At 56.2% G+C, this 16,780-nt stretch carries 18 protein-coding genes and 1 pseudogene; 13 read left to right on the top strand and 6 right to left on the bottom strand.

Annotated features, from left to right (window positions below; translation table 11 throughout):
- Positions 1-866 precede the first annotated feature (866 nt).
- Positions 867-1,733 carry a type IV toxin-antitoxin system AbiEi family antitoxin domain-containing protein gene (locus tag BEN48_RS09220; protein WP_070734303.1) on the top strand — a complete coding sequence of 289 codons (867 nt, stop codon included), beginning with the start codon at positions 867-869 and terminating at the stop codon, positions 1,731-1,733.
- Here the strand turns inward: BEN48_RS09220 and BEN48_RS20180 are convergent.
- The 5 genes and pseudogenes from BEN48_RS20180 to BEN48_RS09210 form a co-directional block, all read right to left on the bottom strand.
- Positions 1,720-1,956 carry a hypothetical protein gene (locus BEN48_RS20180; RefSeq protein ID WP_162274735.1) on the bottom strand — a complete coding sequence of 79 codons (237 nt, stop codon included), beginning with the start codon at positions 1,954-1,956 and terminating at the stop codon, positions 1,720-1,722. The genes BEN48_RS09220 and BEN48_RS20180 overlap by 14 nt on opposite strands.
- A gap of 94 nt (positions 1,957-2,050) precedes the next feature.
- Positions 2,051-2,605, bottom strand: a pseudogene (locus tag BEN48_RS19400) (nucleotidyl transferase AbiEii/AbiGii toxin family protein); the annotation flags it as partial.
- A 264-nt stretch (positions 2,606-2,869) separates the two neighbouring features.
- Positions 2,870-3,046: a hypothetical protein gene (locus BEN48_RS19105; protein ID WP_158010138.1), complete on the bottom strand. Its 177-nt coding sequence runs from the start codon at positions 3,044-3,046 to the stop codon at positions 2,870-2,872.
- A gap of 147 nt (positions 3,047-3,193) precedes the next feature.
- Entirely contained in the window at positions 3,194-3,358 is a 165-nt protein-coding gene (locus BEN48_RS19100) for a hypothetical protein (protein ID WP_158010137.1), read from the bottom strand.
- Between the two features lie 158 nt (positions 3,359-3,516).
- Entirely contained in the window at positions 3,517-4,293 is a 777-nt protein-coding gene (locus BEN48_RS09210) for a replication initiation protein (RefSeq protein ID WP_083320920.1), read from the bottom strand.
- A 199-nt stretch (positions 4,294-4,492) separates the two neighbouring features.
- Between BEN48_RS09210 and BEN48_RS09205 the strand changes: the two genes are divergently transcribed.
- Complete coding sequence (locus BEN48_RS09205; RefSeq protein ID WP_070734299.1) at positions 4,493-5,236, top strand: ParA family protein; 744 nt, start codon at positions 4,493-4,495, stop codon at positions 5,234-5,236.
- Between the two features lie 14 nt (positions 5,237-5,250).
- Complete coding sequence (locus BEN48_RS09200) at positions 5,251-5,736, top strand: hypothetical protein (RefSeq protein WP_070734298.1); 486 nt, start codon at positions 5,251-5,253, stop codon at positions 5,734-5,736.
- Positions 5,737-6,131: 395 nt separating this feature from the next.
- Here the strand turns inward: BEN48_RS09200 and BEN48_RS09195 are convergent, their stop codons facing one another.
- On the bottom strand, positions 6,132-7,067 hold the full coding sequence (locus tag BEN48_RS09195) for a replication initiation protein (RefSeq protein ID WP_070734297.1): 936 nt from the start codon (positions 7,065-7,067) through the stop codon (positions 6,132-6,134).
- A gap of 750 nt (positions 7,068-7,817) precedes the next feature.
- Here BEN48_RS09195 and BEN48_RS09190 point away from each other — a divergent pair.
- From BEN48_RS09190 to BEN48_RS09145, 10 genes are all read left to right on the top strand, one after another.
- The gene (locus BEN48_RS09190) at positions 7,818-8,078 is read left to right on the top strand and encodes an AbrB/MazE/SpoVT family DNA-binding domain-containing protein (protein ID WP_070734296.1); all 261 of its coding nucleotides are present in this window, start codon (positions 7,818-7,820) and stop codon (positions 8,076-8,078) included.
- A 1,236-nt stretch (positions 8,079-9,314) separates the two neighbouring features.
- Entirely contained in the window at positions 9,315-9,554 is a 240-nt protein-coding gene (locus BEN48_RS09185; RefSeq protein ID WP_083320918.1) for a plasmid mobilization protein, read from the top strand.
- A 115-nt stretch (positions 9,555-9,669) separates the two neighbouring features.
- Positions 9,670-10,482, top strand: coding sequence for a relaxase/mobilization nuclease domain-containing protein (locus BEN48_RS09180; protein WP_070734295.1), 813 nt, complete (start codon positions 9,670-9,672; stop codon positions 10,480-10,482).
- 31 nt (positions 10,483-10,513) lie between these two features.
- Positions 10,514-11,098: a hypothetical protein gene (locus BEN48_RS09175; protein WP_070734294.1), complete on the top strand. Its 585-nt coding sequence runs from the start codon at positions 10,514-10,516 to the stop codon at positions 11,096-11,098.
- 212 nt (positions 11,099-11,310) lie between these two features.
- A complete protein-coding gene (locus BEN48_RS09170) occupies positions 11,311-11,610 on the top strand; it encodes a hypothetical protein (RefSeq protein WP_070734293.1) in 300 nt (99 codons plus the stop codon).
- Positions 11,611-11,935: 325 nt separating this feature from the next.
- The gene (locus tag BEN48_RS09165; protein WP_125932554.1) at positions 11,936-13,123 is read left to right on the top strand and encodes a hypothetical protein; all 1,188 of its coding nucleotides are present in this window, start codon (positions 11,936-11,938) and stop codon (positions 13,121-13,123) included.
- Positions 13,124-13,129: 6 nt separating this feature from the next.
- Complete coding sequence (locus tag BEN48_RS09160) at positions 13,130-14,305, top strand: hypothetical protein (RefSeq protein WP_125932553.1); 1,176 nt, start codon at positions 13,130-13,132, stop codon at positions 14,303-14,305.
- A gap of 12 nt (positions 14,306-14,317) precedes the next feature.
- A complete protein-coding gene (locus tag BEN48_RS09155; RefSeq protein ID WP_125932552.1) occupies positions 14,318-15,226 on the top strand; it encodes an RHS repeat-associated core domain-containing protein in 909 nt (302 codons plus the stop codon).
- On the top strand, positions 15,207-15,710 hold the full coding sequence (locus tag BEN48_RS18725) for a hypothetical protein (protein WP_158010136.1): 504 nt from the start codon (positions 15,207-15,209) through the stop codon (positions 15,708-15,710). The genes BEN48_RS09155 and BEN48_RS18725 overlap by 20 nt, the downstream gene beginning before the upstream one ends.
- A 65-nt stretch (positions 15,711-15,775) precedes the next feature.
- Positions 15,776-16,777: an RHS repeat-associated core domain-containing protein gene (locus BEN48_RS09145; RefSeq protein WP_070734289.1), complete on the top strand. Its 1,002-nt coding sequence runs from the start codon at positions 15,776-15,778 to the stop codon at positions 16,775-16,777.
- Positions 16,778-16,780 lie beyond the last annotated feature (3 nt).

The raw sequence follows: 16,780 nt of genomic DNA, 5'->3' as shown, positions 1-16,780 counted from the left end.
CAGCCTGCAAAACTGGATGGCCCTGCACTGGGTGGCCTTCACGGTGCTACTGCTCCGTAAAATTGTCCCGCCTCCCACTTCCTAAACAGCTTCCAAGAGAGTAGATAAAATGACAAACTAGGAGGTATCCAGTGCATGGTAGTCAAGGCTGTCAGTCAGAGCAGGGAAATATTACTTTTTGAACTTTGCACAACCTGGCTAAGGCACAAAGAAATACTTTAAATTGGCCCCCAAAAAGGACAGAATGACTCTGATTGTGACATTATAAAACTCTGATAATGAGTAGAACTTTAATAAATAATCTGATTAATACAACATATTTCATATTCTTGTGAATGTCAACGCATTCATTATCATAGGTTTGCATAAATTTTCTTCTTACCATTATCATGTTAAAAAGTAAGGAATTCGGACATGGCACAGTCCATTCGGAGCCCTCAGCGAGTCCTTTACGAGCCTCAATAAGCCGAAACCAGATGGGAACGGCCTTATACAAGCCCACGGGTCGGGTGCCGCGGTTGTCACTGCCTTGTCCACTGGGTTCTGCAACAGCCACGGTGGTTAGGGCAGGCAGTGATTTGGTATCACGGCCCGCAAAGACTGGGAAGAAGCCCGGGCATGGCTTGGGATAATTCTATCCCCCGCTACCATAAGTAAGGACGCATAGAGCATGGGGGGCGCATTATTGAACTAAAAGTTTTAACTTGCGTAATACAAAGTGTATACACTTTGTATTATAAACTATCATGCAACTCAACACTCCTCTAACCAGTGTAGCAGCCTGCAAGTTGACTTTTTGCTTTTTAAGCCTTACCTTTGCTGGAAGTATATATACTTCCAGCGTTTCGGTATGTTCAACCGCTGCTATGGCCGGTAAATCGCGGTTTGTTATCGCCGAAGCCCGGATACAGGCGTTCTTTAAGCAGCATCCCAAAAAGGCCTTTACCAAGCTGCAACTGGTTGCCGTGCTGGAGCAGCAACGGACGACCTGGAACATTGCGCCGACCACCACGGAAGAAAAGCTGATTGACCAGCTGCTGGCCAAGGAGGTGCTCCAGAAGATAAAGCTGGAGTCCGACGGGTACCTGCCCTCAAAAGAACTTTATGTGCAGGACGAGTTTTCGGTGTTGCACATCGCCACGGCGTTGGCCCCCCGGGCCTACCTGTCGCATTACTCGGCCGTGTGGGTGAACGGCTTAACCACGCAGGTACCGAAGATTATCTACGTGACATTTGAGCAGACCAAGAAGCCCCAGCGGGAGGCATCCCTGACGCAGGCCGGTATTGACGCGGCTTTTGCCAAGCCCCAGCGCCGCACCACGGCCAGCATTCGCTACGGAGAATTTATGTTTATGGTGCTCAATGGTGGTTTTACGAACCGCCTTGGCGTGCATCAACTGGACGGCCTTCCCACGACCAACGTGGAGCGCACCCTGCTCGACAGCACCGTGCGGCCCGGCTACGCGGGGGGCGTTTCGGCCGTGCTGGAGGCCTACCGCCAGGCCCGGGGCAAGCTCTCGTTAAATAAGTTGGTGGCTACGCTGGACGCGTTGGATTTCATTTACCCCTACTTCCAGGCCGTGGGGTTCTATCTGGAGCGCGCCGGCTACCAGGGCAAGAAATTAGACGAGTTACGGGAGCGCCCGAAAGCGTTCGATTTCTACCTGACGTACGACCTGGAGGAGAAGGATTATTCCGCGGACTGGCAGCTCTACTTTCCTAAAGGGCTGTAATTCCGCCAAAGGCGTTCATCACGTAGTCGAAATAGAAGTCAAAGTCATGGACTTCTTCCGTTTGGGAAACCGTCGCCCGAACGTTCTGCCAGTCGTCGCGGTGCAGGGCCTTGTGGTTGCGCATCTGCTGTAGAAACGCCAGCGGCACACGCTTGGCGTCGAAGACGTGCTGCAGCAGGGCCCGGCTCTCGGCGGAGTGGCAGGTCACTCCCTGGGACTCCATGATTAAGTGAATGTCGTAGAAGTCCCGGGCCCGGCCGGGGGGTATGGGAGGGGATTATCTGGGCGTACTGCGGCAGCTGCTGGCAAATGGCCCGTACTTTTTCGAATACAATCATTTCCGCCGTGTACACCTGCACCGTGTAGCCGCCCACTTTAATGGGACGCTTGCTGCCTGCGCCCATGTACTCGAACTTGCTGAACTCGATTTGAAACTTCGGGGAATGGTTGGGGCGCAGGGGGATAAAATCCCGCCGCTGCGCATTGGGGTTCGCGGTCGGCCGGTCGAACACGTGCTGCTCCACCACTTTGAACTCGACCAGGTAACCACCCCAGAAATCAGCTATCTGCGGCTTGGTTTTGGGCTTGATGAGAAAGTTGTATTCCAGCACCACGTAGCCGTTTTCGGCGTAGGTCTGCACCAGCGTTCTTTCAATTCGGTCCTTAATGGCTTGAAGGTCTTCCAGAAAGTCGCCGTCGGCCAGGGAAAAGTCCAGGTCAAAGGAAGTGCGCGAAACCGCGCCCTGCTGGTCGCTGTAGGCCAGGTCAATGGCGTTGCCGCCCTTTAGCACAATGGCTTCACTCAGCTCGTCATCGGAAGCGAGGGCAATAAGGGCGAGGTGCTTGATTTTATTAACAACGTCGATGTCCATACGGAGGGCTTGGAAGCGCGGTAGCCTGACTACTACACCGGCAAAATTAGTCGAATTCTGGAAGCTCCAATGAGCAGAGGGATAACACTGGTAATATTAGTAACACTGGTAACACCGCTAGTAGTAGACTCGAAAGTCAAGCCGGTAGGCTGCTACTGCCTGAGCCAATCGTGAGCCAGTTTACCTGTTAAAAGACCGCCTCCCCAGTGCTCATTCAGCGGGTTATACCTGGTTCCGGCTCGTGGTGTGCCAATCATGAGCCCATCAAGGGGTACTCCGTGCCGGACCCGCGGGTCCCGGTATTCTGCAGGTAGCCCCTTTCTCCAACTCGTCCAGGTAGGGCGTGGCCAAAGGCCTGCTTACGCCCTGCTGCACCACGGTGTTGGTGATGTAGCCGGACTGCCCGGCGTACAGCAGCCCCGGAACCAGGTCCGCGCGCACGCCCTGCGGCTAGCATTCCGTTGGTCGGCTGGTTGCCGCTTGCAACTCGGCCACGCTGAGGGAGGCCAACGGGAGGGCAATAGCCAAGCCGGACCCATGCACCACGTCATCGGCCCATGCCGCCAGGTCCGCCGCGTACACCATCCGTTACCCGGCGCGGTTCTGATACACCGCCCTGCCTGCCATGAACACGGCCAGGTTGGGGCGTAATGCCACCGGTACGTCGGAAAAGGCTTGGTCGATAGTGGCCACTAACAGGGAATCCAAGTAGGCGCGCAGGGCCACGTAAGCCGCGTGGTGTTCAAGTGACATTGGGTAAAATCAGGAACGTACCAGAAAAGTATTGGCCGAAAATAGCCGTTAAAAGTAACTTGAAGGGCTTTTATAGAAAGTAACACCGGTAATACTGGTAACATGCATAACACCGGTAATTCTGGTAACACACCATGGTGGGGCCAGGAGCGCCAGTGTTATCCGGTTGCTGGTTCAGCATCCAGGCCGGCAGCCGGCAGCAGCACGGGCAAGGCTTGGCATTTAACCGTAAACGCGAGGTAGAAAACAGCCCGGCCGTGTTTTTCCAATTGACAGGCAATCCGAAGGTCGGTAGTGGCATTAATCTGCTGTACGGCCGCTTCCAATACGTGCTTGCGAAGGGACGTGAAGCCTTGTTGCTTTTCGTGGCCCTGCTCATCCACCAGGCCCAGCATCTGCTTGAAGTCGGCGACGGTGAAGGTCGGCGTGCGGCCTTTGGCTTTATAGCGGCAGCACAGGGCATAAATCCGCTTGGCGTGCTTGCTGGAAAGCTGCAGAAATGCCCGCAAGCTGGTCGCGGGAATCAAGTCGCGTAACTCCAGTAGATACGGGAGGCCGGCCCGGGCGAGCTTGATTTGCAGCAGGCCTTGTCCCGGCACGGAACGAACCCGGTCGAAAAGGCGCAGCGGACGGTACTGCTCCTGCTTGCCCCGGATAGTCAGGGGTTGAGCTACCAGCGCCGCGGCCGCGGCTGCCACGTAGCTGTAGTTATGCTTTTTGCCCGCCGCGGCGGAAAAGCCACCAAGCCACAACTCCACCGGTCGGGAGGCAGGCCCCTCTTTCAGCGTGGAAAGCAAGTAAAACAAGAGGTCGAGCTGCAAGCCGCTGTAGGCCAAGGGGGCCGTGGTCAGGTCGGGGAGCCAGGTGGCGGGCAGCACGCGGGGAAGGGCGGATGCGCGCCGGGCAGCGGGACGCCGCAGCGGATGACGGGGCATGGGGTAGGTGATGGGCAGGGGTAAGCGAAAAGCGTAGGAAGGCCAACTCCAGCGTTCTACGGGCTTTTCAAGGAGAAACAATTGGTGCTGGTAACATTGGTAATACCGGTAATACCGGCAATACAGGTATTACTTGTAATATAAGTAACATTGGTACGAATAGTAACACCGGTAACACGCCGTTGCGTATGTTTGCGCCATGAGCAAGATTCTGGCGTTTACCAACCAAAAAGGGGGAGTCGGCAAAACTACGTCCACGGCCAACGTCGGGGCAGGCCTGGCCCGCGCCGGTCAGCGCGTGCTGCTGGTGGACCTGGACCCCCAAGCCAACCTGACCAAGGGCTTGGGCCTGGTCGAGGCCGAGCAGAACGTGTACGGGGCCCTGCTCGGCGAGTACCGCCTGAAAGCCTACCCGCTGCACGAGAACCTGGCGCTGGTGGCCGGCTCGTCGGCCCTGTCGGGTTTCGAGAAGGTCAAAGGCGACGAGCTGGACCGCGAGTTTCTGTTGAAGGAGCTGCTCGAACCCGTGCGCGAGCGCTGCGACTACATCCTGCTGGATTGCCCGCCGGCTTTGGGCCTGGTCACCCTCAACGCCTATGCCTGTGCCCAAGCGCTCTACGTGCCGCTGGAAGCCCAGATGTATGCCGCCGACGGCTTGGAGAAAGTGCTGGAGCTGGTCGGCCGGGTGCGGCGGCGGCTGAACCCGGAGCTGTCGGTGGGCGGCATCTTCTTCACCCGCCACGACGGCCGGAAGGTGCTGCGCCGCGAGACGGCCGAGGAACTGCGGGCGCTGTATCCGGGGCTGGTGCTGACCAGCTTCATCCGCGAGAGCATTGCCTTGGGCGAAGCGCCGCACCTGGGCCAGGACATCTTCACCTACGCCCCGCAAAGCGCGGGGGCCGCCGACTACCAGGCGCTGGTCGCCGAAATTCTCACCCGCTAATCTTTTCGCTTTCCATGGCCAAGACCTTCAAGAACCTGCCCCGCCCCGGTGAGTCAACCGTGCCCAAGCCCACGTCCGAGCGCGACTTTTTCGACCTCAGCGACGAGCGGGCACCCGTGAAAAAGCCGGCGGTAAAGCCGGAAACGATGCGTAACACTGGTAACACGGGTAATGCCAGTAACACGGGTAATCTGGCAGAAAAAGCGGGTGTGCTTGCGGCCCCCGCCGCCGGGCCCGCTACTGCCGGTGCCGCGCCCGACGGCGTACGGCAAACCTTTGTGCTGAGCCGGGGCCACTTGGAGCAGCTGCGCGACTACGTCCACGCCCGCCGGGCCCAGGGCGATTACATGTACTCCCAGAAGCAAGCCCTGCAGGAAGCCTTGGACCTGCTCTTTGCCGGGGCGGCCCCCGCCCCGCCACGTCCGGCCCAGGCCCGTGAGCAGGAGCAGCAGCGCCGGCAGCGCATCCAGCAGGGCCGACGCCCCGGGGCCAGCGAGTAGCATAGGGGACTTTTTTGTCAAGTTTTTACATGTAAAAACTTGACACCTTTCCCACTCCTCTCTTGCGAGGAGAAAGCGGAATAACGCACAGTAAACAGCGCGGCACTGGGCCAAGCGTCCCCGGCAGCAGGATTTTCGTGAGCGTCGCACCGCGGCCCGTTTCTGGGCTAATTAACGCCGAGGACAAGTGGCCCGGTGGGACGCTGGTTCCGGGTCTAGGGCCGGGTTGCCTGATTGGGGCAGGGCTTGCCATTTCCCAGAACTCCCAGCAAAGTCAGCAAGGGATGGTACTAACGGTAATACTGGTAACATAAGTAACACTGGTAATACAGGTAACACCAGTGATGTTTAGGTGATGCAGGTTGCCGTTGGCATTGGACCAGGGAGCCGCGGGGTTAACTGACTTTGGCCGTCTTGAGTCCCAGGACGGTGAGCAGGAGCCCGGCGGGGTTTTTATCGGCCCGGATTTTGTCGGTTTTCAGGCGGTACATGAACTTGAACAGCTCATTGAGCAGCTGCTCGTCGCCGAGGATGCGGCTGACCAGCTGGGAGTCCTTGATACCCAGCGTTTCCAGGTGACGACGGGCCATCACGACCCGGGCCTGCTCCGGCGACTCCTCAAAGGGAATGGGCAACTGCTTGGGCTGCTGCCGGGTGACGTAGAAACGGACGGCGTGAAACGAGCGGCCCTGCTTGAGCAGCGTGTAGCCAATCTTGAGTTCGGTGTTTTCGTTGATTTGCCGGACGGCAATATCAAGCACCTTCGCCTTCAGGTCGCTGATGCGCTGGAACTGCTCGGGCTCCTTACCCTTGGCATCCTTGAGCTTGAGCATCAGTTTGAACTCTTCCAGGTCGTAGGTCTTGGTTTCGCCAATGTCCTTCCACTGCGAGGCCAGCTGGTAGATGCGCTTGGCGTACTTGCTGGAAATCTTCAGAGCCGAGAAGAGCTGAAACGAGGTAAAATTGTTCTTGAGCTCGAACAGGTAGGGCCGGATGTCTTCCGAGAGGCGGATGCGCAAGTAGCCTTGCCCTTTGACGTATTCCACCTTCTGGAACATCCAGAGCTGCACGTAGGCCTCGTCGTTCTCCACCTCGAACATGCGCGAGCCCATGGACTCGGTGGCTTCTTTCAGCTGCTTGTAGTGCCATTCCCGGCCCGTCATGGCCACGACCTCGTTCATGTGGATCTGGTACTCCTGGTTGGGAGCGTCCTCCCGCCGGAGCTTGGAAAGCAGGAAGAAGAGTAGGTCCAGCTGGCAGGCGGTGTAGTCATACCGGGCAGTGGTGATGGCATTGTGCTGCCGGACCTGAAGAGCGTCGGAAGTTTCCATGGGGCGGGAGTAGGCCGCAAATATAGGGGAAGAAGTCTAAAAACTACCCTGGTTTACCAAAGTCGTTTTTAACTGATAAAAAGTCGTAGTTCAGCAAGAGGTTAACTGATAAAAAGTCGTTTTTAACTGATAAAAAGTCGTTTTTAACTGATAAAAAGCCGTTTTTAACTGATAAAAAGCCGTTTAAAGTGCTTATAACATCCATGAAATCAACACGTTCTGAGCCCTGCAAATAGACAAATAAAAAAAATACACAAGTTGTTGACTCGCGCGAGAGGTAAAAAAGCTTTTAAAGGGAATGGTCAAACCGGGAAAAAACAGCAAAAAGGGGAGCACAAAAAAGTACACTGTGGGGCGGAGCGATTGCATTTTTTTAATACTTAATTATACTAAATTGCGTGATTTATTGTTTCTTTACGTAGGCTGGCCAATCACCCTATCTTTTTCGCTGCTCCAGATACTTTCCGATTCTGAGACTGCTCCGCTCTGGTACTTGCAAAGCAGCACAGGGCCAATTCAACTGGTGCCTCTCTAACGACGGCTTTTTATCAGTCATTGGTCTATTCCACTGCGCCACGGCAACTGTCTTAGGCGTTTGCAGCGTCTCAAAATGGGAGATCCAGGATTTTGACTGATAAAAAGTCGTTTTTCGAGCGGTCATTTACCTGTCGCGTACCACTGCCAGCTGCTAAATCCTGTTCAGTATCGTTTTAACCCGTCACGTGAACCTCATTGTCCGTACCTGCTGCTATGAACACACGCCTGATTCGAGTGGGTAATTCCCAGGGAATTGTGCTGCCCAGGAAATTATTGCAGCAGTACCACCTCGTCGGCGAGGTCGACCTGCAGCCTACGGCTGAGGGCCTCCTCATCAAACCCGTGGTGAAGCGCCGTCGCCAGGGCTGGGACGAGCGTTTTCAGCAGGCCCTGGCCCAGCGCCCCGCCCCGGAAGGGGAGTTGCTGGAAGTATTTTCGGACGACTCTTTTGAGGACACCCAATGGGAGTGGTAGCCGGGCCGCGCTGGGAGGGGTGTGGTTAAAGAAATAGGGTAAAACCTCCGACTCGGCCCTACGCAGGCTTGTTCGGGGAGGCCAGACACAATCAGGTCCAGGTCAAATGAGGCAGGGGCGGGTCGCAGAGGTTGTATTCGCCGGGGCAGCCGCGGGGAAGCACTCCGCAGCTGGAGCGCTGGTGAGAGTCAAGCCGGTAAAGTTCTACTGCCTGAGCCAATCGTGAGCCAATTCACCCGTTAGAAAAAGTCTTTCCACCGCCCTCATTCAACGAATAGCACTTGGTGCCGGCTCGTGGTGAGCCAATCATGAGCCAATCAACCGGTACTCCGTCCCGGCCCCGCGCGTCCCAATCTTCTGCAGCTAGCCGCCCTACTCTGAACTCGCCAGGTAGTGCGTGGGTATGAGCGGTGGAGCCCATGGTCAAGCCATCGCAACTAAGGCAGACAATATGTCATAGGAGCACTTCGGGACCGCTCGGCCCAGCAGCGAGCCAACGCCTGCTACTGAATGGTTAGTAACTGGTCGGGCGACCCGCGATGCGAGTACAATCAGGAGGGAAAGCAGGTTAAGTCCGGCGTCTGAAAAGGCACGCGTTCAACAGCAGGCAGGCGGCCGGTGCACCTCCGTCCGAACCCATTTACGGACCTGGCTTGCTTAGTTAAGTGCTCGTTTCGGTAACCGCGTATTAGCTGAGTAAAGCTGAACGAGCCCAACCGGTGAACCAAGCGTGAACCCCTAAGGGAGGATAGCAGAGATATCCCGGCACTCAGATTACCCGGGATGAAACCAGCCCCGGAAGCTCCGACTGGGTGAGCAAAAAAACAGAATAGCTAATCCAGCTAACCAATGACCACACCTTAGGTCCAGCAAGTATTCGAATCCCCAAAGGAGGAATCCTACCTCCAGTCATCTCTTGTTTTCAAAGGTGTAAAAACTAGATTATTCGGGACATTCGACCTCAGGAATTATTTGACCAGCTGCTCTTAAGACTCACTGGAATGAGACGATGATATAAAACCGGGCTACTCAAGACTTCCTTAAGCCGACGGTCCGTTGCTCCAACTATTTAGTTCCTAGCTGTAACCTAGCCTAGTTCTTTCCCGTCTGTTCAACGACCCCTGACGCGTGTTATAGCCAGCCATGTTGTTGGCGGCAAAAACCTGCGGTTTCTGCGCCAACAACGGCTGGCTTTGGCTCCTGCCGTCGCCAAAGACCTACTCCCCATGTTCTGCTATGGAAGCCCCCTTGATTCCTGATGAGCCCCGGCCCAAGCGTAATGGCGGGCGCCCCCGCAACCCGGAGGCCCGCCCGGACCGGGCCACGGTACGCTTCACTAAAATTGAATACTTAGCGGTAAAGCGGCGGGCCCAGTCGGCGCGGCTAACGGTAGCCGACTACTGCCGGCAGGCCGTGCTCACCGGCCAGGTCTGCCCACGCTGGACCCGGCTGCGCTGCCGGCCCTGCATGAGTTAAGGGCCCTGGGCAACACGCTGAATCAACTGGTGAAGAAGGCGCACGGGGATGGGGTGCGGAGCATTGCCATCAAGGCCGACGCCCTGCTGGACGAGCTTAATAAACTACTCGTCGTATGATTGGCAAGACCGTCATCGGGCGCAGCTTCGGGGGCTGCGTGGCGTACCAGTTCAAAAAGCTCGACCAGGGCGAGGGCGAGGTGCTGCTGAGCCGGGGCGTGCGGGATTACGACGCCGAAGCCATGACCCAGGACTTTGAGTTGCAGCGCCGGCTCAACCCCGCGCTGGGGCGGGCGGTATGGCATACGTCCATCTCTTTTCCTCCGGAAGAAAAGGAGCGGTTGACCAATGACAAAATGGCGGCTATTGCCTTGGATTACCTGGAAGGGATGGGACTCGCCAAGGGGCAGTACGCGGTGATTCGCCACGACGACCGGCCTCACCCGCACTTTCACATCGTGGCAAACCGGGTGGCGGACGATGGTCACACGGTGGGAGATGGCCACAACTACTCCCGCAGTGAAACGCTGCTGCGGGAACTGGAGCAGAAGTATGAGTTGACCCCGGTCCTGAGCTTGGAAAAACGCAAAAGCCTGACCAACGTGCCCGACCACGAACAGGCCCGCATCCAGCTGCGGGAGGCGGTGCAGGCATGCGCTCAACAGGCTAAAAGTTTGCCCGAGTTTACCCAAGCCGCGGCAACTCGGGGCATCACGGTACAGCTGCACTACAACGCCACTGGGCAGGCAACAGGCATCAGCTTTGAGCAGGACGGGCAACGGTTCAAAGGGAGCCAGCTGGCGCGTCCGTTGTCATTGGCGGGCCTGACCAAGACGTTTGAACAGAATGAGCAGCAAGCGCAGCGACAGCAACTCTCCCAACCGGTAACACCGCGCCCCCGGTCGTCTGACCAGGGTTTGGGCTATTAACCAGTAAGCAACAATCATCTACCCTTTCCTTATGAATAACGAACTCATTGGTGAACTCCTGCAGGGCCTGACCGACGACGTGGCCAGCGTTAAAAAAAGTCTGGCAGCGCAGCAGGCCCCAGTAGACTACCGCCCGAGTATTGAACGGATGGCAACCATGGTGCTGGCCCTGCAGGAGACGGTGGCCAGGCCGGCGGCCCCCGCGAGTCCACCCCCGGTAGGGGTGAGCAAGGAACTGGAGCAGCAGCTGCGGCAAGCCGTGGCGGAGGAAGTGCGGCGGCACCACCCGGACCGGCCGTTGACGCAAGCCGTGCAGTATGGAGTCTGGGTATTCGTGGGCGTGCTGGCGTTGCTGCTGGCAAGTTGGTGGGGGTGGTGGAACGCCGCGGCCGTGCGCGACCAGCGCGAGCGCAGTGCGTGGTTGTGGCGCGAGACCAGGCAAACCAACCCGGCTTACACCACGTCGGTGACCGAACGGTGGCGGCAGGACTCGGTCAAGTTTCAGGAAGCGACCATTCGCTTGGAGGAACGCGAACGGTTGCTGCTGGAAGCACAGCGGAAGCGGGCGGAGGCGGTAGTACTGGAAAAAGAGGCGACTGCTAAAAAAGCCAAATAATGGGTTTGGACGGCTTCGAGATAAGGTGAAATACCGGGATTCCCAGGCAGGGCAGCCAAGCGATTAGAGAGGCTTAAAATCGCCTTGAAAGTAGTTTGAACGGCTTTTATAACGTATCTTGTAGGATGCAACAACCCTCCAAAAAGCCGTTGTTTTGGCCTGAGTATGGCCCGCCGTTTACGCGCTATAATGAGTTGGATACTTTCCTGCGCATGTCCAGCTTCGCGTGGCACGCGGAGCTGGCGTGCCGCAAGTGGCTGGAACGGGGAGCAACTTTTCCAGGCGGGCTCAACACGCCAAAAACAACGGCGTGGATGTCGCTGCTGAGCTACGTAAATCCCCCGCTGGATGCAGGTCAGGAGTTCGGCATCTCGCCGGAGAAGGAGCCCGAGGTTTCTATCCTGCGGGCGTACCAGCTGCTGCTGACGGGCCTGAGCGTGGCGCAGGTTGCGGAGCGCCTGGAAGCGCATCCCCTGCCAGATAACCTGCCGGACTTTCTTATCAGCGGCTAAGCATGCCTTTTTTCTCCCCACTGCCCCCGTTGCCGGCCAGAGTAGCTATTGCGGCCGGGGTACCCGGTTCGGATACGGCGCACCTGCAGCCCGTCATTGGCCTTCTTATAGCAACGGGGGGATAAAATTACTCTAAGCAGGAATTTCTTTGAAAAGCCTTATTTTTGACGAGCTTAGGTTATTCCGTATGCGCTATTTTCTACCCGGCTGGCTTCTATTCCTTCTTGTAAATTTCAGCCACGCTGGGCAGGCGCAAGTGTGGCAGCCGCCAAATACCGACTTGGGCAGCCTGGTCCCCAAGCCCCAGGGCTCGCAGTTGCCTACTATGGGCAGTTCTCTGGAGCAGCAACAGGCCCGGACCCGCGCCATCAACCAAGCCTCCATTGACCAGGCGGACCGCTACATTGCTGCCCAACAGCAGCGGGAACGAGCACTGCAGCAAGAAATCCAGTCGGAGCAACAGCACCGCGCCCGCGAGGAGCAAGCCCGCCAACAGTACAAGGTGGCCAACCAGCAGCTCTACGAATCGACGTACCAGACGCTGCAAGGAATGCTGGAAGGTCGTCGCCACTGGGATTTGAAGCGGGCCGTTTTCCTGACTGAAAACGCCTTCATGAACGGGGGCCTGGACTACGCCCAATTCAGCACCGACATTCACGAACTAACGCAAATCTGCCGGGGCCTTGCGGCGGACTCAGCGCGGCCCGACCTGGCGGCGCGGTTTATGGCCCTGCACCGGCTCATGACCGATACCATCCGGGTAACCTACAACGGCAAGCTTGCCTCGGTGCATCTACCGCCGCGCTACGATTTCAAGGACTTTTGGGGCCGGGAGGACTACTCCAATCAGTTTGTAAATAAGCTCCTGGCCACCAACGGCGGCCAGTGCCATTCCATGCCGCTGCTCTATAAGCTGGTGGCCGACGAGCTGGACATCAAGTCCTACCTGAGCATGGCCCCTAGCCACTCCTACATTCAGGTAAAGGATAACCGGGGGGTGCTGTATAGCTACGAAACTACCCGCGGCTTCTTCGTCAGTGATTCCTACTACATGAGTTCGGGTTTCATTAAGGCGGGAGCCCTGAAAAATCGCTCCTACCTGGACACGCTCACGCGCCGGGAGACAATGGCCTGCCGCGTGTTCGACCTAGCCCAAAGCTATGCCTGGCGCTACGGGCACGATGATTTTTCGGCCAAGTGCGCGGCCCTGGGGCTGCGTTACTACCCGCAAAGTGTCCAAGGCCGGATGCTGGCCCATGATGCGGCCCTGATGGCACTCATGGTCGCGGTGAAGGCCAATGGTCAGCCCACCGAAGCCCAAGCCCGCCTGAACCCTAAGCTACGACCACTGATGGAAGAAGTCGAGCGCCGCAAGCGGGCCGTCGAGGAACTAGGGCATGAAGAAATGCCGGCCGACCAGTACGCCCGTTGGTTAAAGCAGGTCGAGCAGGAACAAACCCGCGTGGCCGGCCAGCAAGCCGCCTCTCGCTTCGAGCAAACCGCCAAGAAATAAGCCGCTATGCCCTTCGCTACCCGTCCTCTCCTTTACTTGTTGCTGCTGGTGCTCTCGGTGGCCTGCGCTCGGCGTCCGGTGGCCTTGGAGCCGCTGGCCGTGCGCAGCAGTGCCTACCACGTCGCGGTGCCGGACCGGGGGCCGGCCTCGGTGCCGGCGCAACTCCCAGGCCTTCCACTGGAGGTACTGCCTCCTGCCCGTATTCTTCCCTCAGCCGTCGAGGTGACCCATGATGCCTACGAGCAAGCGTATAAAGAGCTGGCTAAAATGCTGGATGGCCGATATCCCCTTAGTTTCAAGCGGGCGGTCTTTATATCGGAAAATGCCTATTTCGATAGTCGTCTGGACTACGAAGAATTTAACAGCCAAATTGTCGCGCTTAGCCAATTATGCCGGCTCTTGAAAACGTCTAACGACCCCTATTTTCTGTATGACCGCGCCGATAAGGAGTTGGTAGCCCGAAACGCGGCCATTTTTATGATGATGAAGGACTCTACCCGGCTGGGGAAAGGCCGCGTAGTTGCTCCTTTTCGCTATGATTTTGATGATTTCAACGGGGATGCAGACTGGCGGAAAATGTTTGTGAGCAAGCTTCTGATTTCCCATAAAGGAAACTGCCACTCACTACCCTTCCTCTATAAAATGATTGCCGACGAAACCGGCGCACCCACCTGGCTTTCCCTGGCTCCGAATCACATTTACCTGAAGCAGCACAACCAGAAAGACGGGTGGTATAACACGGAGCTGACGAGCCGGACCTTTCCTAATGATGCCTGGCTCACGGCCTCGGGCTACATCAGCAAGGAAACGATTGTGAGTGGCATTTACATGGACACGCTTAGCGCCAAGCAAAACGTAGTGCTCTGCCTCGTGGACTTGGCCAAAGGCTATGAGCGCCGAGTAGGGCCAGCAGCAGCTGAGCCCTTCATTCTTAAATGCACGGAGCTTGCATTGCTACATTTCCCCCATTATATCAATGCTCAACTGTTACGCGCTGAGGCCCTGCGGCACCAGTTCGAGCGGCAACAAAGTACCGCCACTTCCCAACAGGCATTCGCGGCAATGGAAGCGGCCTACACCCGTATCTTCGAGACAGGTTATCGTGAAATGCCGGCGCAGATGTACACGGACTGGCTGCAAGCTGTCGTCAAAGAGAAAGCCAAGTACCAAACCCAACATTAGCCCGGCTCCCTTATGCGGAATCACTACTCACTTACGTTGCTGCTGGGGCTGGCCCTGCCGCTGGCGGCTCACGCGCAGCAGCCCTTTGAACGGTTCGGGGTCAAGGTAAAGGTCGTAACCCTCAGCAACGGCCGCTACCCGGAGTTTTTCGGCAATGATAGTCTGCGGCGTATTGGCTCAGTAGTCTACAATACCCGCCTGCGGCGCATTGCTTATCTATTGCCTGGCGATTCGTTGCTGGGTCGGGCTAAATCCGAAGTTACGAGCCGCTGGTTTGCCGTGGACCCACTGGCGGAGAAGTATTCGTACATCACTCCCTACGCTTACGGCAATAATAACCCAGTGCGCTATATGGACCACGACGGGCGGGAGATTGTCGATTCCAAGGGCAAGGCCGTTACCATCAACAAAGATGGTGGGTTTTCATACGCTGGAAAGGATGCCAGTATTATTCAGTTCGTGGGTGAAATGTCCAAGAACGATGCTGGGCGCGAAACTCTTACCGGCTTGGTTAGTGTCGCCACTAAAGTAAGTGTTGAAATTACCGAAGAAACCGGGGAGGCATACCGGGACTTGAACGGCAAGCAGTTGCTCGGTCATACGGACCTTTCTACCGGCACTATGATAGACCCCAAAACGGGTAAGGAAGTCTACAAATCTGCGGCAATAACCCTCTTTAAAGGCAGTTATAAAGACGGTGTTGAGAAGAAAGAGGGGGAATATGCCGAAAGTTCAGAAGGCAAATTTGTAAATGGCGTTGGAACACATGAAGGCCGGCACGTACTAAACAACCTGGAAGCACTGAAAGGCGCGAAACAAACTGGCGCAACTGGCAGAGATTTGGAGCAAAAGCAAAAGGATGCCATTGAGGTAATTCCCAATCAGGAAGAAAAAAAGGCCAATGCTACCTACCCGCAATAGTAAAGCCGCTACCGCTGCCTTGCACTTGTTAATCGTGGCGGGGCTGGTGTCTGCTTGTGCCAAAGAAATTACTCCTACTTCGGCTACCAGCGAAGAATGTATTCCTGTTAGCAAGCTTGGCTTGAATAAGAAGATACGAGCGGAAGTAGGGGCCGTTTTGCAAACCAAAATCGTATCACGGCGCAGAAAACTTGATTTAGCTGAATTTTGCGCTTACAAGGACGTAACATCAAATGGTGCATACACTGTCCTTAATATCTTCGACCGTGTAGGCGGAATGCACATGAGCCCAACCTGGATTTTAACCACTAAAAATCAGGCGACCGATGCGAAGCTCAACACTTTCACAATGGGCAAGGATACTGTGCAAACCAGAAATTCAGTTATCGCTAGGGTAACTGAATTGCCGGGAATTGACGAAATTTCCAAGCGCGAATTGATTAGCTATTTAATGGCCGATGTGAGGCGGTATTCAAAAAAGTAGCTTGTCGAGCTTCGACTTATCACCAAGTACCTTGCCGGTCTGCTAGACTTCTACACCTGCTGCTCATGCTTAAATTTTACTCTTGCTCACTGGCACTGCTGCTTGGTACTTCTCTTGCGGCACATGCTCAACAACCATTTGAGCGGTTTGGGGTCAAGGTGAAGGTGGTAACGCTCAGCAACGGCAAGTACCCCGAGTACTTCGGTAATGACAGCCTGCGGCGCATCGGCTCGGTGGTCTACAACACACGCCTGCATCGCATTGCCTACCTGCTGCCGGCTGATTCACTCGTGGGCCGGGCCAGGTCCGAAGTTACTAGCCGCTGGCTGGTTGTGGACCCGCTGGCTGAGCAGTTTTCGCATATCACCCCCTATGCTTACGTATCCAACAATCCAGTCAATAAGATTGACCCGGACGGACGAGCAGAAAAAGATGTTATCCTGGGCGGACCGAAAAAGATGGAAGCTTTTCAACAGCTACAAGCTTCGGTGGCCAGTTCCCTAACGCTAACAATGAATGATGCAGGGAAAGTGAGCTATACTCAAAATGGCTCTAATCCGCCCTCACAAGGCGCTTCGCAGCTAATGAGCGCCGTCGATGACCACTCTGTGACGGTCAATGTGAATGCGGTTGGAACTGACCAACAGGTAACAGCAGATAATAAAATAATCCCTGGGGGTATGTTCGGGGGCAATACCGTTGCAAAAGATGGCACGGTGCAGACTTCCCAAACCATTGTGCCCGAAGTTTTGGGTAAATTAGATGGGTACTACCAGAAGCCCGGCGCAACTGTTCTGCATGAAGTAACTGAATCCTATGTAGGCGGGCAAATGTCTCAGAAAGCAGGCGTTTCGTCAGGTGACTATGCCGCTCCTGGTAGCGTGTACCCTGCTGCTCATGCGGCGGCTTCTCCACAATCCGGTACTTACTCTACCAGGTACTTTGATAAAGCAGGCAATCCGATGAATCCCTATCAGGCTTCGCAGAATCCCGGTAAGGTCGGCCGAACGGAGAACTATGCTCAGGAGGGCACTAGACCCCTCCAAGTTATTCAGACCGTCCGTTAAGCC

The organism is Hymenobacter glacialis (genome assembly GCF_001816165.1).
Taxonomy (GTDB): domain Bacteria; phylum Bacteroidota; class Bacteroidia; order Cytophagales; family Hymenobacteraceae; genus Hymenobacter; species Hymenobacter glacialis.
This window is presented reverse-complemented; position numbering and strand designations above follow the sequence as displayed.